Genomic DNA, 25,557 nt, shown 5'->3' with positions numbered 1-25,557 from the left:
GCGACCTTCGCTTTCCGTGGAAGCTGAAGAGACCTGCGGAAAGCGAAATATGTTGACGTAGCGATGATAGGGATTTTTTACACAAATAGGGGAGTGGACATAAGTTGAAAGCTGATTGATATTCGTAAAAATCGTGATAATAAAACCGCGTGAAATCAAGGTTTTCAAACTTGATTTCACGCGGTTTACTCATTTTTACAGTGTTCTGTCCCAGACTCGCGTTATTTTTTTTCTTCTTCTTTTTTATTGTCGCCTTGATCCTGCTTGTCATTTAACATGGCATCAAAGGTTTCTTTTAAATCTTTGTCATTTACTTTGATATCTGCTTTTTTCAGTTCTTTCGTTAAAGCTTCTTGCATGGTCTCAGGGTCAAGCTTGGCCACTTTTAATTCATGGGCATAATCATCCTTGACTTCATCGAATGGTTTAACATCCTTTTTAGGTTTCTCTTTAATATTCGTTACTTGAATGATATGCCAGCCAAATTGTGTTTGCACAGGGTTGCTGATTTGATCTTTCTTTAATTTGAATGCTTCTTTTATAAATGTCTGATCCATCTGTGGAGTATCAATGGTAATTGTCCCAAGGCTTCCACCCTGTTCATTGGCGGCCGTATCGACAGAATACTCTTTTGCGAGTGCCGCGAAGTCTCCGCCCTGATCAAGCTTTGCTTTCACATCTTTCGCGGTTTTTTCGTCCTCCACTAAAATGTGGCGAACTTCGAGTTCTTTTTGTTTGTTATCGTAATATTCTTTTACTTCTTTTTCAGAAACTTTAACGTCTTTTACCGCGGCTTTTTCTTGCAGCAGATTTACTTTGAGAGACTCGCGGAAATCATCTTCATCTTTAAAACCGCTTTGAGCCAGCGCCATTTCAAATTGGGGTCCGAGCTGCTCTTTTAGCTCGTCCATTTTTTTATCAACTTCTTTATCCGATACTTTATATTCCTTGGAAAGAACTTTTTCAAATACGAGCTGCTGAAGGGCCTGTTCACCGGCTTTTCCTTTCATTGCTTCATAAAGCTCATCTTTTGTTACATTACCGGCACTCGTTTTTGCTACTGTATCACTGTTTTGGCCGCCGCAACCTGCTAAACCGACGATTCCTGCCGCCATCGTAAGGGTAACTACCCATTTTTTCATATAAGCCAACTCCCTGTAATGTTATCCTTTTTGGAGAAATTCCACAAAACTTACTATATCATAGATGATTACAGAAAAAAACAGTTTCCATAAAATCGAAGCAAATTGGGCGTTTGTATCAGCCAAATAGCCCTGCATGGCATATGCTGTAAGTGAGTAAAGGAGGTCATGAAGAATGGGCGGCTTTCGTGGCGGCGGCTTTTCCTTGATCGTTGTGTTGTTTATTTTGCTGGTGATCGTTGGGGCGGCATTTGTTTGGTAATTTGCTGAAAAGTGGGCTAATTACCTGATCAATAAACTGATAAGGGAATATGATAAATGGTGAATGGTATAGAGGAGGTGTAGAAAGTGGGCGCAGGAGTTGGATACGGCGGCGGCTTTGCCCTGATCGTCGTTTTGTTCATTTTGTTAGTAATCGTTGGTGCCGCTTGGGGCTACTAAGAAGCCAATAACGGTTTATATAGGCCAAAAAAGGCGGGATTCCAACATCCCGTCCTTCTTTTTATCCGATCTTTAAACCAGCCCGGCATTTACGTAAACAAAATTTCAATATATGACGAAAATAGCAATATCGTAATTAAAATATTGATCGTTCGAAAAATTTTGGGATGGCGCTCTTCGGGAATCTCTCTCTGGATACAGAGGGAGTAAGTTAAATTATTAAAAACATATAATATGATAACTGCATACACAATAAAAAAAGAAACCAAGAATGATCCTCCCCCTCACTGCCTCATAAAGAAAGGATAGCAAATTTTATAACAAAATAACAGTGCCATGTTGAAAATGCTTGTGAATTAGTCCTCCTCGTCTTCCACAAGGAGGTCGTAGCCGTCTTCATTTTCCTCAACGAGTGTATTTTTGGGTGAAGAAAACAGCGCTCTTATATAAATAAAATCAAACGTGGACATACCGCTGTGTAAAGAAAATAAAATAGCGATGTAATGTCCATATTTCGGAAAAAGAAATAGGAATGTGATTAGTACCGCGTTGATCAGTAAAAATGGTAAAATAAGTGCAAAGAGAAACCTTTTTTTTGGAATGGGATATTCCACTTTCATTTTAATAACTGGCAATAGATAAAAAAACTCGATTTCCCACTTCATATACTGATAATATGGAATGATTGGCAGCAGGTGGCATAATTTATGAAGCGGGTATAGAAGAATGGTTGCCAATATAAAAGCAAACACGTAATCATCGTTAAATTGACGGTCCATAAAGGATTGCATTGTTACATAAAATATAATAAAAACAAGCAGAGTAACAATAGAAGAAATAAAAAAACGCCGAAAAAAATCGTACTTGCGATTTAAATAATATGTTTTCCAACAATGCATAATGGACAGCCTCCAGTGGTTTGAAAATGGGTTACTTTCCATACTTTACGATGAAAAATGCTGAATTGCAATATGCTTTTTCCTTAATGTAAAACAAAGATATAGAGTCGATGGGGGGAAGGGAAAACATGGATATGGGAGAGATGAAGGCGAGGGTGGAAAAGTTGGAATATCACCAAAGGTTGCTGTTGGGAATGATCCAGCATACGGACAAAGCTTTCGACCTTCTTGTCATAAAATATAATTTATCTGAACAGGAGGTAGAGGGCTTCCTGGAACTTTGTGAAAAGCTTAACAAAGATTTAAAAAAACTAAAAGCGGATCATTTTGTTTATTACACTCCGCTTTTTCAAGAATTTACAACAAGATTGAATAAAAAATTATCCTTAAAAGAAACCATTACCGCATGCATAAAGCAAGGCATATATGTGGAACTGATGAATAAATTGCTGCAAAATATGGATTAGTGTGCGCTAAACCGCATTGTCAACCTTTGTTTTATGAATGGCCAGTCCGTCTTCTGTAAAGTCGGATTCGAGATTGTTGAATGATTTTTCAAAAATTTCCATAAAGTCATCGCCATATATTTTACGTACCATTACCATGATTTCTGGTGCTTCCGGAAACTTTCCATATAGGTCTTGTAGCGGCAATGCTCCTTGGACAATCATGCTTTTATGAGGCTCATAGCATTCCATTAAATCCAGCAGTAAATGCTCTCCTTTTTTCGTCAGCCTTATATACGTATTCCGTTTGTCATCTTCTGTTTTGGAAAATTGGAGGTACCCTCGCTTTTCAAGCTTTTTCGAGAAATTAAATGCAGTGGATACATGCATCACACCAAACTTGGCGATATCAGAAATAGATGCTTGTTTCAAATGGTAGGAAATCCATAAAATATGATGTTCGTTAATATTCAAATTGTATGGCTTAATCCAGTTTTGCCAGTCCTTTTCTATCGCTTTCCATAACGCCTTGCTCAGTTGTGCCATCCGTTGGCTGAAAATCATCGCTTCCTTCATTGAGAAATGTTCTTTCTGCATTTTATTCCCTCGCTTTGCATGTCTTTTCATTATTATGCAAAATAAAAAATAAAGATGCAATGAGAAAATCATGGTTTTTAAGTAAAAAATAAAAAAAGCAAGAGTTTTGTCGAAATTTACTCTTGCTTTTTTTATTTATGCTGGATTATTTGTCCCTTTTCCTTTTTGCAACTTGTCTTCCAAATCAGCAATTGTTTGCTGGATATTTTTAATTTCTTGTTGCAGTGATTCTTTAGTTGGTTCGATGTCCTGCTGCCATTCTTCGACAACTGTTTTAACATCTGTTGCCAGTTCTTTGATGATTTCAGTTCCTTCTTTGGAAAGCTTTGCGACAGAATGCTTCATTTCGGCAGCATTCTCTTTGAATTCATTGGCGATTCGAACCCACTCATTTTTGGCTTCTTTTATCTGTTTGCGCAAATCTTTTCCCGAAAGCGGCGCAGAGAGCAGTGCTGTCGCAGCACCAACCACCCCTCCAACTACTAATCCATAAGTCAACATTTTTTTGTTCATTTCATATCACCCCTATCATTATAATCATTTCCTTGGTGAAAAAATAGACTCCCTTATATACTTTATACCCCAACTTTTTCATGTCCACACGCATTTGAGCATATGATTTAGAAAGTTGCGGGGATTGAGGTGGCGGGAATTGAACATCGTAAAAGGTTTGGCAATCGTAATTGGCATATGCCTGCTGTTTGGAATGCTGCACCACATGATGGCGTGCATGCGTCCGAGAATTTATCCGCCGAAAAAAGTTTTGAAACAGCGGGCCGCTTTGCTCGGCTTTACAGGTCTAGTGATGATCATTATAGCTCTGTTGCTGTAAGTATGTAAAACAAAAGAACCCCGAAAGGGTTCTTCTATTGGGCCGTCTGTAAAAGGTTCGTCCGTTTGAGAATCGTTTTGACGATCGGGTATAAAATAAACATGACGATCGTATTCATGACGATGGTAGGGATGACAACCGTGCCAAAAAGTGCAGCGAATGGTCCCGGCAAACCGACGATCAAGTATGCGGATGTAAGAAACAAAGTTCCCGATACAAGCGTGCCAACTGCTGTTAAAATGGATACACTGACAACGTTCGTAAATTTTTTGGCGATCAGCAAGTATAAGGCGAAAAAGATAAATGCAGTAATCGGTTTGTCGATTATGTTTGGAATCTGGCCTCCCGGGAAGCTCGATGTCATTCCGGCAAGCACTCCGGTTGCGATTCCAAGCACGAGCACATTTTTTACGCCGGGGAATAACACAACTCCCAAAAACATCATGGCCAGCATTGTATCAGGCTTCATTCCCAAATAAATTCCAGGCATGATGAAATGCAATGCCGCCCCGATGGCGATAAATAGGGATAACACGACCAACGTTCTAGTATTCATACTAACTCTCCTCTGCTCAACTAAACTGGCTTTCTGCTTTCCTGACATGCTCTGATGCTGCCAGCGAAAGATTAGAAATATTGTATCATACTAAACTTTTGGAATGAAGCCTTTTTTAAAGTGAAAAGAGGGACTGCATCGGCTTATTGAAGCTTGGTGCGTACGGTTGCAGCAATTTCTTGCAGGTCCGCTGGCGAATATTCCTTCTGATGGCTGATAAACGTTTTGGAAAAACCATCCTTATGATCATACCGGGGAATAAGATGCAAATGATAATGGAAAACTTCCTGTCCGGCAAATGCCCCGTTATTATTTAAAAGGTTCATCCCTTCCGCATGAAACGCTTCCTTAATCGCATTTGCTATTTCCGGGACGGGAGAGAATAGGTTTTTTGCTGTCGCGGAATCCATTTGAAAAATATCTTCGATATGTATTTTCGGTATGACAAGCGTGTGGCCTTTCGTTACCTGGCTGATGTCAAGAAAAGCCAATACATGCTCATCTTCATAAATTTGTGCAGAGGGGAGGTCTCCGTTAATAATTTTACAAAAAATGCAAGCACCCATGGTTAGTTCCACCTTTCCTTGTTGTTACCCACATTTTAGCATAGGAAAGGACGGTGTACAAAAGCACGAGGCGTCTGTTTGTCATGTCCAAACCCGATGAAAAACGAAAAGTGCAGGGAAAGCTTCCCTGCACATCATTGAAGGAAAGGGCGCACAAATTGAATTGTCGCTAAAGAAAAATGCGATGATCCGATAACATGTCCAACACTATCATCCCCTTAACGGTTTGATTCGTGCTTTAAATGCTGATCGACTTGCGCGTTTGAAGCAGAATATTGCCCAACGGCTTCACCCCATATTCTTTTCCAGCCCTTTCAATCATTAAGGTAACCATATTGACTGCCTTCATGACCGGAAAAAAGCGGAAAATATATGATCCGTACGAAGACCCTGGCGGCATTCATTATGTGGGAATACCATCCAAATGGCTGATATGTTACAATGAAAGCAATTTAAAGAGAGGACGTTTGCGATGGCTTTATTGGAAGTCAAAGATCTAACCGGAGGCTATACAAAAAATCCTGTACTTAAAAATGTCAGTTTTTCAGTCGAAGAAGGACAGATGATTGGACTGATCGGCCTAAATGGCGCCGGTAAAAGTACGACGATTAAGCATATCACCGGCTTGATGGAAGAAAGATCCGGAACAGTTACGATAAACGGCATTACCTTAAAAGAAAACACGGAAACATATCGAAGGCAGTTTTCTTTCATACCTGAAACGCCTGTTTTATATGAAGAATTGACGCTAGAGGAACATCTTCGTTTAACGGCAATGGCATACGGGTTGAAAGAGGAAACATATAAGGAAAGAATCGAATCCTTATTAAAAGAGTTCCGCCTCGATAAAAAATTAAGTTGGTTCCCGGCACATTTTTCCAAAGGGATGAAGCAAAAGGTCATGATCATGTGTGCCTTTTTGGTGGAACCAATGCTTTATATCATTGACGAACCTTTTTTGGGGTTGGACCCGCTCGGGATCCAATCTTTGCTGGAGTTGATGAACAAGAGAAAAGAAGAGGGAGCCGGAATATTGATGTCTACTCATATCCTGGCGACTGCAGAGCGATTTTGTGACGGTTTTATCATCATGCATAACGGAGAGGTGCGGGCAAACGGCTCACTGGCTGAATTGCAGGAAGAGTTCGGAATGAGAGATGCTCGGCTTGATGATATATATATTCATCTGACAAAGGAAGAGACGAATGAAACAGATTGAATCGCTATGGCCGGAACGGCTCCATTCGTTTATGAAGGAGATCAGGCGTTATTTCAAATATATGCTGAATGACCATGTGAGGTTTGTTCTTATTTTTGGCGGAGGCGCCGCCATCTATTATTATTCCCAATGGATCAGAACGATAGGGCCGGACTTTCCCGGTGCGGCAATTGCAGCGGTGATGCTGGCGGGATTTCTTGCGGCCAGTCCCATTATTACGCTGTTAAAGCAACCGGATGCCGTCTTTCTTTCCCCTTTGGAAAAGCGCCTGTCCGGATATTTCCAAAAAGGCGGCCGGCTTAGTTTTATCCTGCAGTCGTATTTGCTTTTGCTTGTCTTGGCCGCCCTCATGCCGCTGCTGAATCGAACGGTTGGAGCCGACTTCAGGTCTTTCTTTATTATATTGGCCTGCCTGCTGTTGTTAAAAATTTGGAACATACGGATGCATTGGAATGCCTTGAAGTCGGGAAAAACGGCATCTCTTATCACTGACTTTTCAGTTCGCAGTTTGCTTAACGGCTTTTTTTTGTTTTTTCTGATCACACAATCCTCTGTCATGATCATGTTGGCGGTTGCTTTGTTTATCGTTGCCTACACTTTGTACTCAGAAAGCAAGAGCAAGGAGCAGCCGCTTAAATGGGAAAGACTGATTGAAAAAGAGTCTGGAAGAATGCAGCTGTTTTATCGCACGGCCAATATGTTCACAGACGTTCCCCATTTAAAAAGCCGTGTCGGCAGAAGAAAATGGCTTGATCCGATTTTTCGCTTTATCCCATATGGTCAACAGCAAGTATATGTACACTTGTTTTCAAGAACACTTCTGCGGACGAAAGAGTTTTCGGGCTTGATCTTGCGCTTATCAGTCATACCGGCGATTCTTTTATGGTTTGTGGACAATCCGTATATTGCGGTTGCCATATCAGTGGCCTTTTTATATTTGACTGGATTCCAGCTGCTTCCGGTTTACCGCCGGAATGATGTAAAAGTATGGGTCCATCTTTATCCAATATCACCTCATCATAAAAAGAAAGCTTTTTTAAAATTACTGTTGTTTGTGTTGGCGGGACAGGCTATTTTGTTTGTGATCATTCAACTATTGAATGGCAACTTTTTAAATGCTGTCTATATAGGGGGAGCGAGCGCGGCGTTTACAGCCTGGTTTGTGAAGGTGTATGCGGCGAAAAAAGTGGGGGCGCAACGATTCGAGTAAAAAAGGAGCTACATAAGCAAATACGAAATAGCAAAAGCCGAACAATTCATTTATCATTGTTCGGTTTTTTTGTGTTAAAAAATCCCTATCATCGCAACGTCAACATATTTCGCTTTAAAGCAGGTCTCTTCAGCTTCCTCGGAAAGCAAAGGTCGCTTTCCTGCGGGTCTTCAGCTCGAGCTATTCCCGCAGGAGTCTACATATGTTGACTGCGCTAAAAGCTTGCGTATAATACACTGGGACCATTTATCCCGCATGTAAGGTTCCGTAAGAGACTCCCCCTTCAAAATCTTGAGTGAATACAAAAGGTCTAAGTGTGAGAAAACGGTACCTAAATGCCCGATTGGTTCAACTAACATTCAGTAGGAGATGGAAAAAAACTCCTACTGAATGAAGTTTCACTTTATCCCGCATGTAAGGTGCCGTAAGACTCCCCCTTCAAAATCTTGAGTGAATACAAAAGGTCTAAGTGTGAGAAAACGGTACCTAAATGCCCGATTGGTTCAACTAACATTCAGTAGGAGAAGGAAGAAAACGCCTACTGAATGAAGTTTCACTTTATTGTTCGTTTTTTCATCAGCTGATTTAGTTGCCTCCCAGACTCTTTTCTTGTTTACACTGTGGCTTTCTGTTTGCACTTTGTTTCCGAGTGCTGATAGTCGATCGCAGAGAGTGCCAGAATCTTGGCTGCCACCAGCATCGATTTTTCATTGATATCAAACTTTGGATGATGATGTGAATAAGTGATGGGCGCATCTGGTTTTGCTCCCGTAAAAAAGTATGTCCCTTTTACGTGTTGCAGGTAATGGGCAAAATCTTCCCCACTCATTTCAAGGTTGGATTCTTCCACAACAGATACTTCGGGCACTTCGTGGGCGACTTTCATTAAAAATTCAGTTTCGTCTTGGTGGTTGACAACTGCCGGATACCCACGGGCATATTCAAATTCATATTCGCATCCGGCTGCTGTACATGTTCCGCGGACAATTCTTTCCATTTCCTTTTCGACCTGATCTCGTATCTGTTCACTGAAAGTTCTAACGGTTCCGCTTATTTTGGCCGTATCGGCAATAACATTAAACGCATTCTCTGCCACAAAAGAGCCTACTGAAACAACGGCAGGTTCCGTAGGATTTACTTGTCTGCTGACAATTTGCTGCAAGTTCATGACAAGTTGGGAGCCAATCACGATGGCATCTTTCGTTTTATGCGGCATGGCTCCATGACCGCCGCGGCCTTTGATGGTAATTTCATAACGGTCGGCAGCCGCCATAAAGGGACCTGTTTTGTAACGGACAGTCCCATATGCAGTTTCGGCCCATAGATGGGTACCGAAAATGGCATCTACACCCTCAAGACACCCATCATTAATCATGGCGATGGCTCCGCCGGGAGCCAATTCTTCGGCATGTTGATGAATGAGTACATATTCTCCCGAAAGCTCTTCCTTCAATTCATGTAGAACTTTACCGACAATTAACAATGTCGCAGTATGGCCATCGTGTCCGCAAGCGTGCATGACGCCCGGGTTTTTGGATTGGAATGGCAAATTCGTTTCTTCTTGTATTGGCAGCGCGTCAAAATCAGCCCTCAAAGCAATCGTTTTCCCAGGTTTGTTTCCTTTGATACGGGCAACCACTCCATTTTCGCCAACGCCGGTACGGACTTTTATTCCGAGTTTTCTGTAAAAATCGGCAATATATTGTGGAGTCTTTTCTTCTTTGAAAGACAATTCTGGATATTGATGCAAGTAACGGCGAATTTCAACCATTTCATCATAATATTGCTCCAGTTTTGTAAAGAGTGCTTGTTTCAAATAAAACACCACCCATCCATTTTTCACATTAAATTATATCATTAATGGAAAAATAAAGGAATGCCGGCAGTTGGCTTCTCTACTTGCCGAAAAAATGTGTGGCGGCAAGGGTTTTTTGCGAAGTCTGCTCTCGTTTTTCATTGGTTCGCGTTTATGGACGCCGCCAGATGTAAATATTATGATGATAAGGATGTTTATTGCTTGCCTAAAAATGAGAAAACGCCATCACGATTATCGTGAGGGCGCGAGATTCCACCCCCTATTCTCCAACGTTATTATTTTTAGCGGGCTTTTTTCCCCACCTTAACTGCCAGTAGGTGCCCATTTAATACCACTTTTTTTATTTGGGGCTGTTTTTTTGAAATGGGTTTGAGAACGAAGTGGGTACGCTGGCTGTAAACATATCGCTTTTTCAGGAATGTGTTAGGTGATTTGGTTGGCGGCACATACGTGATCGAATTCCCAGCTGTGTTTGGCTCAGCGCCGGATCGGTCAAATGAGATCAGCTGCTTACTCTTGATCCTCTTCTTCACCAACGGCAAATGTGGAAATATAAGATGGTCCAGCAAATATGCCGGTATTTTTGACTATTTTTAAATCTATCTGCTGTTTCAAGTCGTCTTTCCAATCATTATATGCTTTTTTATCGTTCCACATCGTCATGGTAATGTACGTATCGCTTGACAGGGGCCGCAACACTCTCATGACGATTAATCCTGGAAACTGCTCGACATTTTTGACACTTTCTATGAAGTCGTATTCAAAAACAGGGCGTCCTTCATCCCGTACAGGAATATGGTGACAGGCTACAAACCCTTTTTCTGCCCATGTTCCGCTTGAGTGGATGACCTCATATTTTCTGGGAGACTTGAAAATGGTTGCGCCATCTGTTTCATGCCATAATTGGACTGTTACGGGACTTACCATCAAAATCATCGTTTCATTCGGATATTGGTCGGCTATTTTTTTCATAAAATAATAAGTACCAGTTGTAATATATGTGTACAATAAAAGCACCTCTTTGGCCATTTTTATTTCATATTTGTAGTTTACCCTTTTTTGAAATTGAAAACGCCATTTTCCACGAACGGAAAGTTGCTAATGAGAACAAAAAAAGCACAAATTTATGACAACCATGCGCCCCGGCTATACTTTGGGCTCTAAAAAGACTATAGTAAAGGCGAACATAAATTATGTGCGTTCCAACCATTACAATTATACTAGATCCATGCGTCTAAAATGATGAAGGGCGGTTTCTTATATGAAAAACATAACAAACGATTCTTTTTTAAAGGCAGCAAAGGGAGAACAGACTAATCATGTTCCTGTCTGGTATATGCGCCAGGCGGGAAGGTCACAGCCACAATATAGGGAGCTAAAAGAAAAATATTCCTTGTTTGAAATTACACATCAACCGGAATTATGTGCGTATGTCACCAGGCTTCCCGTAGAAATGTATGATGTGGATGCGGCCATTTTATATAAAGATATTATGACACCCCTTCCGGCACTCGGAATTGATGTGGAAATTGTGAGCGGGGTAGGCCCGGTAATCGACAATCCCATCAGATCGAAAGAGGATGTGGAAAAACTCGGGGAGCTTTCTCCTGAAGAAGACATCAGCTATATATTGGAAACGATCAAGCTGTTAACAGACGAGCAGTTATCGGTTCCTTTGATCGGCTTTGGCGGGGCTCCGTTTACTTTGGCGTCATACATGATTGAAGGCGGACCTTCAAAAAATTACCATAAAACGAAGGCGCTTATGTACTCGGAACCTGAAACTTGGGCGCTTTTAATGGATAAGCTGGCCGATATGACCATTGTGTATTTAAAAGCACAGATCAATGCCGGTGCAAGTGCCGTGCAGCTTTTCGATTCCTGGGTAGGGGCGTTGAGCCGTCAAGACTATCGGACGTATATCAAACCTCATATGGAAAAGATTTTTTACGGCCTTAAAAGTGAAAAAGCACCAATCATTATGCATGGCGTGGGAGCAAGCCACCTCGCATTGGAATGGAATGATCTGCCGCTTGATGTCATCGGGCTTGATTGGCGGCTTCCGATTCGTGAGGCGAGAAACCTTGGAATCACAAAGGCCGTGCAAGGAAACCTGGATCCGGCCCTGCTCATTTCCTCGTGGGAAATGATTGAAGAAAGGGCAAAAGACATTATTGACCAAGGTATAGAAAAGCCGGGATTCATCTTTAATCTGGGACACGGTGTGTTCCCTGATGTAAAACCGGAAACACTCAAAAAACTGACAGCTTTTATTCACGAATACAGCGCAATGAAAATGAAACAGTCCCAATAAAAAAGGAGCGAAAAACGTGGCAGGAAAAAAAATGGGTTTGCTAGTAATGGCATATGGCACTCCATACACCGAAGACGATATTGAAAGATATTACACACATATTCGGCATGGCAGGCCGCCATCTCCAGAAGCATTGGAAGATTTGCGGAGAAGGTACGAGGCCATCGGAGGTATTTCACCTCTTGCCAAAATAACCGAGGATCAGGCCTTTGGTTTGGAGAAGCGGTTAAACGAAGTTCAGCAAGATGTTGAGTTTAAGGCTTACATTGGACTGAAGCATATTGAACCGTTCATTGAAGATGCTGTTGAAAAAATGAAGGAAGACGGTATTGAGGAAGCTGTTTCAATCGTATTGGCACCACATTTTTCAACATTCAGCGTCAAGTCATACAACAGCCGCGCGAAAGAAAAAGCTGATAAGCTTGGCGGTCCGGCCATTACGTCAGTGGAAAGCTGGTACAACGAACCTAAGTTTATCGATTATTGGGTCGAGAAAGTTAAAGAGACACTGGAAAACATGCCTGAGGATGAGCAACATTCGGCGTGTCTCATTGTATCGGCTCATAGCCTCCCGGAGAAAATATTGCAATTGAATGACCCTTATCCGAAGCAATTGGAAGAAACAGCCGATTTGATTGCCGAGGGAGCAGGGGTGAAAGAGTATGCCGTGGGCTGGCAAAGTGAAGGAAATACACCTGAGCCATGGCTTGGCCCCGATGTGCAGGACTTAACCAGGGATTTGCATAAACGTAAAGGTTATAAGGCATATATATATATTCCTGTTGGTTTTGTTTCGACGCATTTGGAAGTCCTTTATGATAATGATTATGAATGTAAGGTTGTCACCAATGAGGTTGGTGCGTCATACTACCGTCCCGCCATGCCGGATGCCCAGCCGGACTTTATTGATGCCATGGCCACGGTTGTGTTAAAGAAATTGGAACAAGTTGATTAATTTGCAAAAGAAGGCGGTATAGCTTTGGATAGTCATAAAACAGTTGTTGTAATCGGCGGAGGCATCACCGGTTTGACAGCAGCGTATTATTTACAGCGGGCTATTGATGAACAAGAGCTCCCGATAGATATTAAACTCGTTGAAGCAAGCCACAAGCTTGGAGGAAAAATTCAAACAGTCCATAAGGACGGTTTTATCATCGAACGCGGTCCGGACTCATTTCTGGAACGCAAGAAAAGTGCCGCTGAACTCGCAAAAGATGTGGGATTGGAAGAAGAGCTTGTCAACAATACAGTGGGAAAGTCATTCGTGCTTGTAAACGATAAGCTTCATTCCATGCCGAAAGGGGCAGTAATGGGGATACCCACACAAATTACTCCTTTTATCACTACTAATTTATTTTCGGTTCAAGGAAAAATGAGAGCGGCTGCTGATTTTATCATCCCGCGTTCCAAAGTTTCGGGAGACCAGTCTTTGGGAAGATTTTTCAGAAGGCGGCTTGGTGATGAAGTCGTTGAAAATCTGATTGAACCCCTTTTATCGGGCATTTATGCCGGGGATATCGACCAGTTAAGCCTTCAATCCACCTTTCCCCAATTTTACGAGGTGGAGAAGAAATATCGCAGCTTAATATTGGGGATGAAGAACACAACGCCATCTGCGCCGAAAAAAACATTGAACCCGAAAACCCAGGGGATTTTTCAAACACTGAAAGGCGGGCTTCAGTCGATTGTATGTGCCATTGAAGAAAAGCTTCCCGCATCAAGTATCCTAAAAGGGACCCGGGTCATGAAAGTTTTAAGGAAAGTAGACGAAGAAGGTTATACCGTTTATTTAAATAACGGAAAAAATATAGAAGCGGATAGTGTCGTTTGTACAGTACCGCATATGTTATTGGCCGATCTATTTCCACAATACGACTTTTTCGGCAGCTTTAAGCATGTTCCTTCCACGTCGGTTGCGACAGTGGCGATGGCCTTTGATGCAAATGACGTGGCGGACCACATGGACGGAACCGGCTTTGTCGTTTCCAGAAACAGTGATTACACGATCACAGCCTGCACATGGACTCATAAGAAATGGCCGCATACGACACCTGCCGGAAAAGTGCTTTTACGGTCATATGTTGGCCGTGCCGGAGAAGAAACCGTTGTTGATCTGCCGGATGAAGAAATTGAGCAGATTGTATTGGATGATTTAAAAAGGATCATGGATTTACAAGCCAAACCCGAATTTACGATCGTTACCCGCTGGAAACAGGCGATGCCCCAATACACAATAGGGCACAAAGAGCGTGTCGGAAAGATGAACAAAATCGTCAGCGAGGATTTGCCGGGGGTATATATAGCAGGAAGTTCGTTTGAAGGACTCGGGATTCCGGATTGTATTGACCAGGGGAAAGCGGTAGTGAACAAAGTGTTAACCTATATCAACTCGTAATAAAAGCGGCCGGAAATGGGCCGCTTTTGTTGTGCTACATATATGTCCTCAAAAAAGCAGGAAGGAGGATCTCCTTTCCTGCTACAAGGCTCTTTTAATGTCTTTCATAATTTGATCGAATGGAACATCCTTATCGCCGGGATATTCACCGATAATTTCTCCATTTTTATTCATCAGGTAAAAGCTGACGCCATGGATCACTTGGTTGTCGTCACGAGGCTTTTTCACAACAGATTTAAAATTTTTCGGAACCCAATCTTCAATTTCTTTTTGCGTATACCCTGTTAAAAAGTGCCACCTGGAAAAGTCCGCGTTAAAAGATTCTCCGTATTTTTTTAATGCTTCGGGCGTATCGACTTCAGGGTCCACACTGAAAGAAACAAAATGGACGTCATCCAGTTTTTCTTCCTTCACCCTTTTTTGCAGTTCACTCATATTCATACTCATGGGCGGACAAACGGTCGTACAATTTGTAAACACAAAGTCGGCCACCCACACTTTTCCTTCCAAATCTTTCAGGCCGAAAGGCTTCCCATCCTGATCGGTAAAGTTAAAGTCCGCGATCGGCGTCCCTTTTTTTTCGGATGAACAGGCAGCTAATGCGAGCAACACAGCCAGGAACATGATATATAGCGATTTTCTCAAGAAAGATACCTCCATTTACGCACTTCTTATCCTTATTATAACCTACGATTCTTTTAAAGAGGATTATGTCACGCAAGAGTTCAGAAATTATTCAATTTAGACATTCAATTACAGGTCATTGAGCAATTTTGTGTATAATGGTAGAATCTCTTCAAGTACATAGCATCGAGACAATAGAAAGGTGTGAACAGCCATTTATCCTCTTATAAAAAAATATTTATTCCGGCTTGATCCTGAGGATGTCCATCATAAGACGGTGGCGCTGCTAAAGCTGGCTGAAAATATGGGTGGGGGCGGACTGCTAAAAAAAATATATGGTGCGGCTGACAACCGGCTGTCATCCAAGGTAATGGGGATCAGCTTTCCCAATCCTGTCGGGCTTGCTGCCGGTTTTGATAAAAATGCGGAAGTATACGGCGGGCTGGCCGCACTCGGTTTCGGATTCGTGGAAGTAGGGACGATTACGCCCAAAGCTCAATCCGGGAATGACAAACCTCGTTTATTTCGCCTTGCTGATGACAAAGCAGTCATTAACCGAATGGGCTTTAATAACGAAGGAGCAGAGCGGATCAAAGAGAACTTGCGGGATTTTGAGAAAGCTCATATACCGATTGGAATCAACATCGGAAAAAACAAAATTACCCCGAACGAAGACGCGGCAAGTGATTATGAAAAATGTTTGGAAGTCCTCTATCCGTACGGACATTATTTTGTCATCAATGTCAGCTCCCCCAATACGCCGAACTTGCGGGACTTGCAGGAAACAGAGAGTCTCCGACATTTAATCGCGTCCATTCAAAACAAGAAAAGAGATTTGGAACACAATGGTGCCCAAAAGAAACCGATTATGTTAAAAGTCGCCCCTGATATGGCAGATGAACAGATGTCTGATGTCATCCGCTTGGCCAAAGAGGAGGGACTTTCCGGCATTATCGCCACGAACACGACATTGTCGCGGGAAGGCCTGCGAAATCGGGACACAGCTTCCGAGGCCGGCGGTTTAAGCGGCTTGCCGCTGAAAGAACGTTCAACCGCCTGGATAAGAGAAATCTATCGAGAGGTGGGGGACGAACTGCCGATTATTGGAGTCGGCGGTATTTTTACCGGGGAGGACGCTTACGAAAAAATCCGTGCGGGAGCGAGCCTTATTCAAGTATATACCGGAATGATCTATGAGGGGCCAAGCATTGCCAAAAACATCAACGCAAGGCTAATTGAACTGATGGACCGGGACGGCATCCACCATATTTCCGAAGTGGTTGGGGCCGATGTAAAATAACGAAACATGAAAGCCGTCTTTTTTGATGGCTTTCTATTTATATCTGGTTGTTGCGATCGACCAAATCACAAAATAGGTTGACAGTCAATATTCCCTCCATTATAATTTTTGAAAATTAATATTTTTCTAAAGTTATTATTAAGGGAGTTTATGGGGGGATGTAAATGAACGCATTCAAAAAATGCGCTTTTGTTTTTATGAGCGCTATCTTCATTTTAGGGGCGTGCAACAATGACACTGCTTCTCCAGATACCAATAAAGATGAAGAAAAAGGGAAAACATATACGATTGGCATTACACAAGTCCAAGAGCATCCTGCTTTGAACCTTGCCACTGAAGGGTTTCAAAAAGCCCTGGAAGAAGCGGGACTGGATGTCGAATATGACATTCAAAATGCCCAAGGCGACAACACAGCCAATGACACGATTGCCACCAACTTTGTCAGTGCAAATGTAGATCTGATTTTTGCCAATTCAACGCCGAGCGCACAGGCTGCATTAAGCAAAACGAACGAGATTCCGATTGTGTTTACTTCTGTCGTTGATCCAGTCGGCGCCGAATTAGTAGAATCAATGGAAAAGCCGGGCGGGAATGTAACAGGGACGAGCCATCACCATCCTGATTCGATTCCGGAGACGTTAACATTTTTTAAAGAACAATTAAACGCGAAGAAAATCGGAACTGTTTATAATTCAGGAGAACAAAATGCGCGGGCCCAAATTGATAAGCTGATCAAACAAATGGATGATTACGGGTTGGAATTAGTGGAGGCGACGGTTTCAACCACCGCCGATGTCAAACAGGCAACCGAGTCGATCATCGATCAAGTGGATGCTTTTTATGTGATCACGGATAATACGGTCGTTTCCGCTTTTGAATCGGTTGCTGACGTAACATCGGATAAAAAAGTGCCGTTACTGGCAGCCGATGTTGCCTCGGTTCCACGCGGTGCTTTTGCCGCATATGGTGTTGATTTTTTTGAGGTTGGCCATGAAGCAGGAAAAATGGCCGTCAAAATATTAACAGAGGAGGCAAACCCGGGGGACATACCGGCTCAGCCGCCCAAAACCTTATTATTTATGGTCAATAAAAAAGTGGCTGAAACAATCGGAATGGAAATCAAGCCGGAATGGAACGCCGATATTCACGAGGAATAGAAGGACGAAAAAAAATCTCCGATCTCATGACTGCATGAAAGGAGATTTTTTGCTGTTATCAAATCTTATAAGTTCTTTATCTATCATTATTTAAAATCAAGGCATTTTTCACATTTTGTTCCATAACACTCGTGCTGTTCTGATACAGTTTCTCCACATTCCGTACATCTTTTTGGAGGCAGGTTTTTAAAGAATTCTACGACGTTATCAAGCATTACTTGTTTCCCTCTCCTTCCATTTTGTTATACAACTGATCAACGTTAATAATATTGTATTATAACAGCACTTTTCCTGTCAATAAAAATTTTTTGTCATGATAAATTTTTCGAAATCAAGTATAGTTAAGGTAAATAAAAAAAGTGGTGAATCAATTGGAACTGTCTGTATTGGGCTGCTGGGGCGGCTATCCGAAAGCGGGGGAAGCAAGCTCCGGCTATTTGTTGAAGTATGATAACTATTACTTGCTGCTTGATTGCGGTAGTGCCGTCCTGTCAAAGTTGCAAATGATGATTCCGCCAGAGAAACTGGATGCCATCGTACTTTCACACTATCATCCCGATCATATAGCGGATATCGGCGTTACCCAACATGCACTTTACGTTGCAAAATTCATTCATCAATACGACGGATGCCTTCCCGTCTATGGGCACGGCCAAAATGAGGCCGAATTTGACAAGCTATCCTATAAAGATGTCATGAAAGGCATTCCCTATGAATCGGATCAACTATTGCATATTGGACCCTTCTCCATTGTCTTCTTTAAAACGAAGCACCCTGTTCCTTGCTATGGCATGAGGATTGAAGCTGGCGGAAAGACGCTTGTGTACACGGGGGACACCGCATTTTTTGAAGAGTTGGCCGAATTTTCCAAGGATGCCGACGTATTATTGGCGGAGTCCAATTTTTATAAAGGGATGGATGGAACAGCCGCGGGGCATATGACGAGTGAAGAGGCAGGACGTGTGGCAAACATGGCAAAAGTGGGGAAGCTGATTTTGACGCATCTTCCGCACTATGGAAACTTGAATCAACTTAAAACAGAAGCAGGGGAACAATACAGGGGGGACATTCTCATCGCCCAAGAAGGACTCACTGTTTCGTTATAAAATTGGAAAGGAAGGAAAGGAAAAAATGCTTTTTATTGATAACAACGGGATTACGGATCCGCGCATTAATTTGGCAATCGAGGAATATGCGCTCAAGCATTTGGATGCGGACAATACATATTTATTATTTTATATCAATGAACCTTCCATCATTATTGGAAAAAACCAAAATACCATCGAGGAAATCAATACGGAGTATGTAGAAAAAAACGGTATTCATGTCGTCCGCAGGCTATCCGGAGGAGGAGCCGTTTACCACGATCTCGGCAATTTGAACTTCAGCTTTATTACAAAAGATGATGGCGACAGCTTCATGAACTTTCAAAAGTTCGTACAGCCTGTCATTCAGGCCCTGGATAAAATCGGGGTGAAAGCGGAGATGAAAGGAAGAAATGATATTCTCGTTGAGGGGAGAAAAGTCTCGGGAAATGCCCAATTCGCAACCAGGGGCAGGATGTTCAGCCATGGAACGCTTATGTTTGACTCGGAAATTGAAAACGTCGTATCGGCTTTAAAAGTAAGAAAAGATAAAATAGAATCCAAAGGCATTAAGTCGATTCGAAGCCGGGTGGCCAACATCTCTGAGTTCTTAACGGAAGAAATGACGATTGAAGCGTTTAGGCAATTACTGCTTCGGCATATTTTTGAAGGGGTAGACGAGATTCCGGAATATAAGCTAACCGAGGATGACTGGCAAAAGATCCATGAAATCTCTGAAAAACGCTACAAGAGTTGGGATTGGAACTTTGGAAAGTCCCCTCAGTGTAATATCCAGCATTCCCGCAGATTCCCGGTTGGCCTGGTTGAATTCCGCCTCGATGTAACGAAAGGAGTCATCTCGCAATGTAAAATATTTGGCGACTTTTTCGGTGTTGGAGATGTAGCCGAAATAGAAAGCCGTTTGATCGGAACACGCTATGAACGAGCCGATATCGAAAGAGCGCTGGCGGGGATCGATGTCTCCCATTATTTCGGAAATGTGACGAAAGAGGAAATCGTCAATTTAATTTATTAGCTTTTGATGATAGATGCTTTAAATTTGTTCCTAAAAATAAAAAATGCTAAAAGATCTTCCAAAGGAGAGGAATAAAATGGGAAATATTGTTTGTCATGTGGAGAACTTTATCGCAACCATTACGATTAACCGGCCGGATTCTTTGAACGCATTTAATTATGAAACGCTGTGCCAGCTTGAAGAAACAATTGAATCATTGAGAATGGACAAGGACGCCAGAGTCATTGTGTTTCGGGGAGCAGGTGACAAAGCATTCAGCGTTGGAGCAGATTTGAAAGAAAGAAAAACACTCTCAGAAGAGCAAGTGCGCCGCAATGTCTATAAAATAGGAAAAGTGTTTCAGGCGGTTGAACAACTTCCACAGCCGACCATTGCCGCCATGAATGGACATGCATTTGGCGGAGGGATGGAGCTGGCGCTTGCTTGCGATTTCCGGATCGCTGCCAAAGAGGCGTTGATGGGTCTGACGGAAACAAGCCTTGCCATCATACCGGGGGCCGGCGGGACACAGCGGCTGCCGCGTCTGATTGGTGAAGCAAAGGCGCTCGAATTAATTTTGACGGCGAAAAGATTTTCGGGTGAAGATGCTGTTACATATGGAGTGGTAACGAAAGCGGTGGAAAAGGAAAGGGTTATGGAAGCCGCAAGAGAATTGGCAAATGCGATTTTGGCTAATGGCCCGATTGCCGTCCAGCAGGCGAAATATGCCGTTAAAACGGGGATGAATGCCGATCTTGCCACCGGGCTTGAAATCGAGAGAAAAGCCTATGAATTGACGATCCCGACAGAAGACAGACTGGAAGCCCTTCAGGCATTCAGTGAAAAAAGAAAGCCTGTATACCAAGGAAAATAACGAGCTGAACTGGATGAACAAGTAACTCGTTTCAACTTTCCCGCCTGAATCGGCAGCAAGACACTCGATTCAAAAAAATAAAACGAAGATGTGGCGGGGTGAGCAACTGCCAGTAAACGCCCGATTGGTTCAACTAACAATCAGCGGACAAAAAATTCCTCTGATTGAAGTTTCACTTTATCCCGCATTAACTGGCAGTAAGCCCCCACTCCAAGAGTTCAAGGTAAAATGAAAAATGTGAGTAGAGGTCCAACTGCCAGTAAACGCCCGATTGGTTCAACGAACAATCAGCGGACGAAAAATTCCGCTGATTGAAGTTTCACTTTATCCCGCATTAACTGGCAGTAAGCCCCCACTCCAAGAGTTCAAGGTAAAATGAAAAATGTGAGTAGAGGTCCAACTGCCAGTAAACGCCCGATTGGTTCAACGAACAATCAGCGGACGAAAAATTCCGCTGATTGAAGTTTCACTTTATCCCGCATTAACTGGCAGTAAGCCCCCACTCCAAGAGTTCAAGGTAAAATGAAAAATGTGAGTAGAGGTCCAACTGCCAGTAAACGCCCGATTGGTTCAACGAACAATCAGCGGACAAAAAATTCCGCTGATTGAAGTTTCACTTTATCCCGCATTAACTGGCAGTAAGCCCCCACTCCAAGAGTTCAAGGTAAAATGAAAAATGTAAGTAGAGGTCCAACTGCCAGTAAACGCCCGATTGGTTCAACGAACAATCAGCGGACAAAAAATTCCTCTGATTGAAGTTTCACTTTATCCCGCATTAACTGGCAGTAAGCCCCCACTCCAAGAGTTCAAGGTAAAATGAAAAATGTGAGTAGAGGTCCAACTGCCAGTAAACGCCCGATTGGTTCAACTAACAATCAGCGGACAAAAAATTCCGCTGATTGAAGTTTCACTTTATCCCGCATTAACTGGCAGTAAGCCCCCACTCCAAGAGTTCAAGGTAAAATGAAAAATGTGAGTAGAGGTCCAACTGCCAGTAAACGCCCGATTGGTTCAACTAACAATCAGCGGACGAAAAATTCCGCTGATTGAAGTTTCACTTTATCCCTCTTCTTCTTTCAGTTGGCGGATTGAAACGGATTGTTCATTTTGCGGCTCATCAAGCGGGTAAATCCTGGCCGTTTCGTTTTTCTCGTCCACATGTTGGATATATACAGGAACGCCGTTTAAAGTGACCTTTACCATGTCTGGCAAGGAAGCAATTTCTTTTGCTCGCATTATATTCATGAAAGAACCCTCCTGCTTATACTATTGGTTCTTTATAATGGGGTTATACGTGTAGAAATGAATCGGGGGCTTGAGATGAAAAATTATCATTGTTGTGCCACTTGCATTCATTTTTCGGCAGAAAGAAAAGAGGGCAAGATGGTCTATTTATGTACCCGCCTCGGGTTTGAAACAAAAACAAACTATCAGTTTGATTGCTGGACACCGAAAGAACATGTCAAAAGATTGATAGAAAAAGAAAAGAGGATGCGGAATCATGATTAATGTGAGAACATCTATTTGTGATGAGTTAAATATTCAATTTCCGGTTATTCAGGCAGGTATGGCAGGGACCGCGACCGCGGCATTAGCTGCAGCTGTTTCCATGGCCGGCGGGCTTGGGACAGTGGGGGCGGCTTATATGGCTCCTGAAACGATCAGAACGTGTATCAGGGACATTCGAGAAAAGACGGATAAGCCGTTTGGAGTGAACTTATTTTGTACGAAAGAGCAAGGCGGCACGGATGGATTCGAGAAAGTTCAACATGTCTTAAATCGCTTCAGAAAGGATCTGGGCATGGATGAGAAATTGGACTTTGAAATGCCGCCACAGTTGTTTGAAGAGCAATTTCAAGTACTGACGGAAGAAAAAGTTCCGGTGATCAGCACAGCCTTCGGCTTGCTTTCACCGGATAAAATGAAAGAGGCAAAAAGGGCAGGAAGCAAAGCCATTTCCATGGTGACAACTGTAAACGAAGCGATTGCAGCCGAAAAAGCGGGAGTGGATATAATTGTGGCTCAAGGAAGCGATGCGGGCGGCCATCGTGGAACGTTTGACATCGGCGCACATCCGAATGGAGCCAATATCGGCACTTTTTCTCTCATTCCGCAAGTTGTAGATCATGTGAATGTCCCCGTAGTCGCTGCCGGAGGCATTATGGATGGCAGAGGGGTAATAGCAGCACTGGCACTGGGGGCAGCCGGTGTTCAGCTTGGCACGGCTTTTCTAATTAGCAAAGAGTCTGTCGCTCATCCTGTTTATAAGAAAGCATTGTCCGAAAGTACAGAGGAAAGTACTGTTATTACGAAAAGCTTTTCAGGCCGACCGGCTCGGGGAATCAAAAACACATTTATCCAAGAATTTGAAGCTGCGGTAGAACCGCTTCCGTTTCCTACCCAGAATACCTTGACAAATGACATCAGAAAGGTAGCCGCAGAACAAAACGATCCAGAATATATGTCTTTGTGGGCGGGACAAGGAACACGGCTCCTCCGGCGGCCTGAAGAACATGCCGCTCATATTCTTAAAAACATCATGAAAGAAACGAACCAAGTTCTAAGCTAAGTATGTTAAAAGCCGGTTTTGTTGTGAGGAGGGACAATGGTGGAAGTATCGGTCGGCAAACAGGAAGATTCATCATTTCGCCTAGGCCTTCAGGGAGGCATCAGTATCGCAATCGGGTATGCCCCCATAGCCTTAACTTATGGGCTGCTTGCGAAAACATCAGGGTTGACGTTATTGGAGACAGTCTTGATGAGCCTAATCGTTTTTGCCGGGGCGTCACAATATATGGCGCTCAGCATGTTTGCACTTGGGACTGGGGCCATTGAAATCATAATGACGACGTTTATCGTTAATATCAGGCATTTTCTCATGTCTGCTTCCTTAAATGAAAAAATGGAAGAAGACGCCCGTTGGAAAAAAGCCATTTATGCTTTTGGTATTACAGATGAAACTTTTTCGGTCGCCGCCACGAAGCCGGACACAGTGAAAACGGGATATATATTTGGGATTATTACACTTGCCTACAGCAGCTGGGTGATCTGTTCGGCTATAGGTTTTGCCATTGGCGCCAGACTGCCGCAAGTGTTGCAAGAAAGTATGGCCATCTCACTTTATGCAATGTTCATTGGATTGCTCGTGCCATCTATGAAAAAGAGTGTAAAAGTGGGCTGTTTGGCTCTGTTAGCCGCGGTATTCAATAGTCTCTTTGTTTACTCTGGAGTGATGGGAAAAGGTTGGGCGATTGTGGCAGCGACTCTTTTCTCGTCCATTATCATTGAAATTGTCGAGATGGTGAAAAACAAAGGAGGGATGATCAAATGAATCCTTCCGGTTCCACGATTATTTTAACGATTATCGGAATGGCTGTTGTGACGTATATCCCGAGGATGCTGCCGTTTATTATGTTTAAAGGAAAGGAGTTGCCGCCGTTTGTACAGGGTGTCCTGAAAAACGTCCCATATGCAACGCTCGGCGCCCTCATTTTTCCGGCTGTTTTATTTATACGTGACGGGGATATTCTGTACGGCATTGTCGGGGCGGTGGCCGCATTTTTGATCGCCTTTGCTGGGGCGAACGTCATTCTCGTCGTCATTGGTTCCATTGTGATCTTAGCTGCTTCTTCAACTTTTTTGTAAAAAAATACGAATGGTTTTCATTAGCGTGGCGTCTTCGCCCGCTTATTTTTTTGTGCAGTAGGACACAATACTTTCAAACAGGTTCTATTCTGATGTATTTTTTTCTACATATAATAATGAATGGACGAGGGGGGGAATGAAATGGTTAGAAAATGGTGTTTACGTGCAATCGCCGCTTATTTTTTGTTCGGCGTAGTCATGTACGTTTATTTGTTTTTTTTGGCTGATACGTCCATCCCGGATATGTATAAAGGTACAAGCGTCGATCCAACCACATTTTTAAACGCCCGGGAAATGATGTTAAGTGAAGAATATTCCAAGATCCGCAACTTGCTTTTTTTTCTGTCTTCTCCATATGAGTGGTTGTTTTATTATTTAGTACTTATTTTTGGTGTTTCAGCCGCCTTCGAACGTTGGGCAGGCCAAGCGTCAAAATGGTTTCCGTTGAAAACAGCTATTTATTTATTCTGGCTGTCTCTTGCATCATTCGTATTTACTTTTCCATTTTCTTATATCTCTTATGTATTTTCAAGAACTTACAATATTTCCACACAGTTGTTCCCATCGTGGATGAAGGATGAATTAATTGATTTTTGGGTCAGTTACGCCACTATGTTCATCCTTGTCCTCGTGCTATATAGTTTGATGAAAAAATTTAAAAAGAAGTGGTGGTTGGCCGCATGGGTGTTGTCGGTTCCGTATTCCATTTTCATGATGTTTATCCAGCCTGTCGTCATTGATCCGCTGTATAATGATTTTTACCCCTTGAAAGACAAACAACTGGAATCCAAAATCCTCCTGCTTGCCAATGAAGCGGACATACCGGCGGAACATGTATATGAAGTGGATATGTCGCAAAAAACGAATGCGTTAAATGCCTATGTAACGGGTGTTGGATCTAACTCCAGGATCGTTCTTTGGGATACGACCCTTGAACGTTTGGATGATGAGGAAGTTTTGTTTATCATGGCTCACGAGATGGGCCACTACGTGGAAAAGCATATTTATTTTGGCATTGCCGGCTATACGCTGCTTTCCTTTGCGGGCCTGTGGCTGACAGCGAAATGGATGGAACGGTGGGTTGCCAAAAGAGGAACAGTGTGGAAGGTGGAAAGTATAACAAACATCAGCTCCCTGCCTGTTTTTCTGCTGACAATCTCTATTCTTCTGTTTGCCGTCAGTCCGTTGACAAACTGGGTATCACGTTACCAGGAAATGCGGGCTGATCGATATGCGATCGAAATGACACAGGACAAAGACGCGGCCGTACGGACATTTCAAAACTTGACGAAAGCAGGGTTAAGCCAAGTAAACCCGCCATACCTTGTGAAAATTTTCCGTTATGGACATCCAACGATGCTGGAACGGATTAGAATGATGGAAGAATTTGAAGGTGATCGGGACGAAGAGTTATAAATGAAAAA

The 25,557-nt window shown here is 42.8% G+C and carries 31 protein-coding genes; 19 read left to right on the top strand and 12 right to left on the bottom strand.

Annotation, left to right across the window (positions count from 1 at the left end; genetic code table 11):
- Window positions 1–221: 221 nt before the first annotated feature.
- Window positions 222–1,142: a peptidylprolyl isomerase gene (locus tag NST31_RS03150; protein WP_339163826.1), complete on the bottom strand. Its 921-nt coding sequence runs from the start codon at window positions 1,140–1,142 to the stop codon at window positions 222–224.
- A 175-nt stretch (window positions 1,143–1,317) separates the two neighbouring features.
- Between NST31_RS03150 and NST31_RS03145 the strand changes: the two genes are divergently transcribed.
- Window positions 1,318–1,404: a YjcZ family sporulation protein gene (locus tag NST31_RS03145; RefSeq protein WP_077112281.1), complete on the top strand. Its 87-nt coding sequence runs from the start codon at window positions 1,318–1,320 to the stop codon at window positions 1,402–1,404.
- Between the two features lie 86 nt (window positions 1,405–1,490).
- Window positions 1,491–1,583, top strand: coding sequence for a YjcZ family sporulation protein (locus tag NST31_RS03140; RefSeq protein ID WP_077112283.1), 93 nt, complete (start codon window positions 1,491–1,493; stop codon window positions 1,581–1,583).
- Between the two features lie 89 nt (window positions 1,584–1,672).
- Here the strand turns inward: NST31_RS03140 and NST31_RS03135 are convergent, their stop codons facing one another.
- A complete protein-coding gene (locus NST31_RS03135) occupies window positions 1,673–1,852 on the bottom strand; it encodes a hypothetical protein (RefSeq protein ID WP_077112285.1) in 180 nt (59 codons plus the stop codon).
- Between the two features lie 87 nt (window positions 1,853–1,939).
- Window positions 1,940–2,482, bottom strand: coding sequence for a DUF3267 domain-containing protein (locus NST31_RS03130; protein ID WP_077112287.1), 543 nt, complete (start codon window positions 2,480–2,482; stop codon window positions 1,940–1,942).
- Between the two features lie 128 nt (window positions 2,483–2,610).
- Here NST31_RS03130 and NST31_RS03125 point away from each other — a divergent pair, with 128 nt between their 5' ends.
- On the top strand, window positions 2,611–2,949 hold the full coding sequence (locus tag NST31_RS03125; RefSeq protein WP_236017051.1) for a DUF1878 family protein: 339 nt from the start codon (window positions 2,611–2,613) through the stop codon (window positions 2,947–2,949).
- Window positions 2,950–2,955: 6 nt separating this feature from the next.
- Here NST31_RS03125 and NST31_RS03120 read toward each other — a convergent pair whose 3' ends face one another.
- Both NST31_RS03120 and NST31_RS03115 read right to left on the bottom strand, forming a co-directional pair.
- On the bottom strand, window positions 2,956–3,525 hold the full coding sequence (locus NST31_RS03120) for an HTH-type transcriptional regulator Hpr (protein ID WP_077112289.1): 570 nt from the start codon (window positions 3,523–3,525) through the stop codon (window positions 2,956–2,958).
- Between the two features lie 135 nt (window positions 3,526–3,660).
- A complete protein-coding gene (locus tag NST31_RS03115) occupies window positions 3,661–4,038 on the bottom strand; it encodes a YtxH domain-containing protein (RefSeq protein WP_077112291.1) in 378 nt (125 codons plus the stop codon).
- A gap of 139 nt (window positions 4,039–4,177) precedes the next feature.
- On the opposite strand from NST31_RS03115, the gene NST31_RS03110 reads away from it, so the two are divergent.
- A complete protein-coding gene (locus NST31_RS03110; RefSeq protein WP_077112293.1) occupies window positions 4,178–4,357 on the top strand; it encodes a hypothetical protein in 180 nt (59 codons plus the stop codon).
- Between the two features lie 34 nt (window positions 4,358–4,391).
- Here the strand turns inward: NST31_RS03110 and NST31_RS03105 are convergent, their stop codons facing one another.
- Window positions 4,392–4,913 (bottom strand): tryptophan transporter, encoded by a 522-nt coding sequence (locus tag NST31_RS03105; RefSeq protein WP_077112297.1) that lies wholly within the window; start codon window positions 4,911–4,913, stop codon window positions 4,392–4,394.
- Between the two features lie 143 nt (window positions 4,914–5,056).
- Window positions 5,057–5,479 carry an HIT family protein gene (locus tag NST31_RS03100; protein WP_077112298.1) on the bottom strand — a complete coding sequence of 141 codons (423 nt, stop codon included), beginning with the start codon at window positions 5,477–5,479 and terminating at the stop codon, window positions 5,057–5,059.
- Between the two features lie 472 nt (window positions 5,480–5,951).
- Between NST31_RS03100 and NST31_RS03095 the strand changes: the two genes are divergently transcribed.
- Window positions 5,952–6,698: an ABC transporter ATP-binding protein gene (locus NST31_RS03095; RefSeq protein ID WP_077112300.1), complete on the top strand. Its 747-nt coding sequence runs from the start codon at window positions 5,952–5,954 to the stop codon at window positions 6,696–6,698.
- Window positions 6,685–7,908, top strand: coding sequence for an ABC transporter permease (locus NST31_RS03090; RefSeq protein ID WP_339163822.1), 1,224 nt, complete (start codon window positions 6,685–6,687; stop codon window positions 7,906–7,908). Before NST31_RS03095 ends, NST31_RS03090 begins: the two co-directional genes overlap by 14 nt.
- A gap of 613 nt (window positions 7,909–8,521) precedes the next feature.
- Here the strand turns inward: NST31_RS03090 and NST31_RS03085 are convergent.
- Both NST31_RS03085 and NST31_RS03080 read right to left on the bottom strand, forming a co-directional pair.
- Window positions 8,522–9,724 (bottom strand): M20 family metallopeptidase, encoded by a 1,203-nt coding sequence (locus tag NST31_RS03085; protein ID WP_077112304.1) that lies wholly within the window; start codon window positions 9,722–9,724, stop codon window positions 8,522–8,524.
- 510 nt (window positions 9,725–10,234) lie between these two features.
- Window positions 10,235–10,732, bottom strand: a complete 498-nt coding sequence (locus tag NST31_RS03080) for an antibiotic biosynthesis monooxygenase (protein WP_083717581.1) — start codon at window positions 10,730–10,732, stop codon at window positions 10,235–10,237.
- Between the two features lie 253 nt (window positions 10,733–10,985).
- On the opposite strand from NST31_RS03080, the gene hemE reads away from it, so the two are divergent.
- From hemE to hemY, 3 genes are read left to right on the top strand one after another with little or no spacing between them, the layout of a single operon-like run.
- A complete protein-coding gene (gene hemE / locus NST31_RS03075) occupies window positions 10,986–12,038 on the top strand; it encodes a uroporphyrinogen decarboxylase (protein WP_077112308.1) in 1,053 nt (350 codons plus the stop codon).
- Between the two features lie 16 nt (window positions 12,039–12,054).
- The gene (gene hemH, locus NST31_RS03070) at window positions 12,055–12,993 is read left to right on the top strand and encodes a ferrochelatase (RefSeq protein WP_339163820.1); all 939 of its coding nucleotides are present in this window, start codon (window positions 12,055–12,057) and stop codon (window positions 12,991–12,993) included.
- Between the two features lie 24 nt (window positions 12,994–13,017).
- Window positions 13,018–14,433 carry a protoporphyrinogen oxidase gene (hemY, locus tag NST31_RS03065; RefSeq protein WP_077112311.1) on the top strand — a complete coding sequence of 472 codons (1,416 nt, stop codon included), beginning with the start codon at window positions 13,018–13,020 and terminating at the stop codon, window positions 14,431–14,433.
- 81 nt (window positions 14,434–14,514) lie between these two features.
- On the opposite strand, the gene NST31_RS03060 is transcribed toward hemY, so the two are convergent.
- The gene (locus NST31_RS03060) at window positions 14,515–15,057 is read right to left on the bottom strand and encodes an SCO family protein (protein ID WP_236017052.1); all 543 of its coding nucleotides are present in this window, start codon (window positions 15,055–15,057) and stop codon (window positions 14,515–14,517) included.
- A gap of 214 nt (window positions 15,058–15,271) precedes the next feature.
- On the opposite strand from NST31_RS03060, the gene NST31_RS03055 reads away from it, so the two are divergent.
- Window positions 15,272–16,357: a quinone-dependent dihydroorotate dehydrogenase gene (locus NST31_RS03055; protein ID WP_339165467.1), complete on the top strand. Its 1,086-nt coding sequence runs from the start codon at window positions 15,272–15,274 to the stop codon at window positions 16,355–16,357.
- A gap of 164 nt (window positions 16,358–16,521) precedes the next feature.
- Complete coding sequence (locus tag NST31_RS03050) at window positions 16,522–17,514, top strand: ABC transporter substrate-binding protein (RefSeq protein WP_339163816.1); 993 nt, start codon at window positions 16,522–16,524, stop codon at window positions 17,512–17,514.
- An 86-nt stretch (window positions 17,515–17,600) separates the two neighbouring features.
- Here NST31_RS03050 and yhfH read toward each other — a convergent pair whose 3' ends face one another.
- The gene (gene yhfH / locus NST31_RS03045; RefSeq protein WP_077112319.1) at window positions 17,601–17,729 is read right to left on the bottom strand and encodes a protein YhfH; all 129 of its coding nucleotides are present in this window, start codon (window positions 17,727–17,729) and stop codon (window positions 17,601–17,603) included.
- A gap of 156 nt (window positions 17,730–17,885) precedes the next feature.
- On the opposite strand from yhfH, the gene NST31_RS03040 reads away from it, so the two are divergent.
- The 3 genes from NST31_RS03040 (at window position 17,886) to NST31_RS03030 (ending at window position 20,488) form a co-directional block, all read left to right on the top strand.
- Window positions 17,886–18,620, top strand: a complete 735-nt coding sequence (locus NST31_RS03040) for an MBL fold metallo-hydrolase (RefSeq protein WP_339163814.1) — start codon at window positions 17,886–17,888, stop codon at window positions 18,618–18,620.
- Window positions 18,621–18,645: 25 nt separating this feature from the next.
- Window positions 18,646–19,635, top strand: a complete 990-nt coding sequence (locus NST31_RS03035) for a lipoate--protein ligase (RefSeq protein ID WP_077112323.1) — start codon at window positions 18,646–18,648, stop codon at window positions 19,633–19,635.
- Window positions 19,636–19,711: 76 nt separating this feature from the next.
- On the top strand, window positions 19,712–20,488 hold the full coding sequence (locus tag NST31_RS03030; protein WP_077112325.1) for an enoyl-CoA hydratase-related protein: 777 nt from the start codon (window positions 19,712–19,714) through the stop codon (window positions 20,486–20,488).
- A gap of 1,059 nt (window positions 20,489–21,547) precedes the next feature.
- Here NST31_RS03030 and NST31_RS03025 read toward each other — a convergent pair.
- The gene (locus NST31_RS03025; RefSeq protein ID WP_077112327.1) at window positions 21,548–21,733 is read right to left on the bottom strand and encodes a small acid-soluble spore protein H; all 186 of its coding nucleotides are present in this window, start codon (window positions 21,731–21,733) and stop codon (window positions 21,548–21,550) included.
- A 75-nt stretch (window positions 21,734–21,808) separates the two neighbouring features.
- Between NST31_RS03025 and NST31_RS03020 the strand changes: the two genes are divergently transcribed.
- The 5 genes from NST31_RS03020 (at window position 21,809) to NST31_RS03000 (ending at window position 25,549) form a co-directional block, all read left to right on the top strand.
- Complete coding sequence (locus NST31_RS03020) at window positions 21,809–21,997, top strand: hypothetical protein (protein WP_083717583.1); 189 nt, start codon at window positions 21,809–21,811, stop codon at window positions 21,995–21,997.
- Window positions 21,990–23,057, top strand: coding sequence for a nitronate monooxygenase (locus NST31_RS03015; protein ID WP_077112331.1), 1,068 nt, complete (start codon window positions 21,990–21,992; stop codon window positions 23,055–23,057). Before NST31_RS03020 ends, NST31_RS03015 begins: the two co-directional genes overlap by 8 nt.
- 36 nt (window positions 23,058–23,093) lie before the next feature.
- The gene (locus NST31_RS03010; protein ID WP_077112332.1) at window positions 23,094–23,819 is read left to right on the top strand and encodes an AzlC family ABC transporter permease; all 726 of its coding nucleotides are present in this window, start codon (window positions 23,094–23,096) and stop codon (window positions 23,817–23,819) included.
- Window positions 23,816–24,133 carry an AzlD domain-containing protein gene (locus NST31_RS03005; RefSeq protein ID WP_077112334.1) on the top strand — a complete coding sequence of 106 codons (318 nt, stop codon included), beginning with the start codon at window positions 23,816–23,818 and terminating at the stop codon, window positions 24,131–24,133. Before NST31_RS03010 ends, NST31_RS03005 begins: the two co-directional genes overlap by 4 nt.
- A 141-nt stretch (window positions 24,134–24,274) precedes the next feature.
- Entirely contained in the window at window positions 24,275–25,549 is a 1,275-nt protein-coding gene (locus NST31_RS03000) for a M48 family metallopeptidase (protein WP_077112336.1), read from the top strand.
- Window positions 25,550–25,557 lie beyond the last annotated feature (8 nt).

Source organism: Siminovitchia sp. FSL W7-1587, from assembly GCF_037963795.1.
GTDB classification, from domain to species: Bacteria; Bacillota; Bacilli; order Bacillales; family Bacillaceae_C; genus Siminovitchia; species Siminovitchia thermophila.
This window is presented reverse-complemented; position numbering and strand designations above follow the sequence as displayed.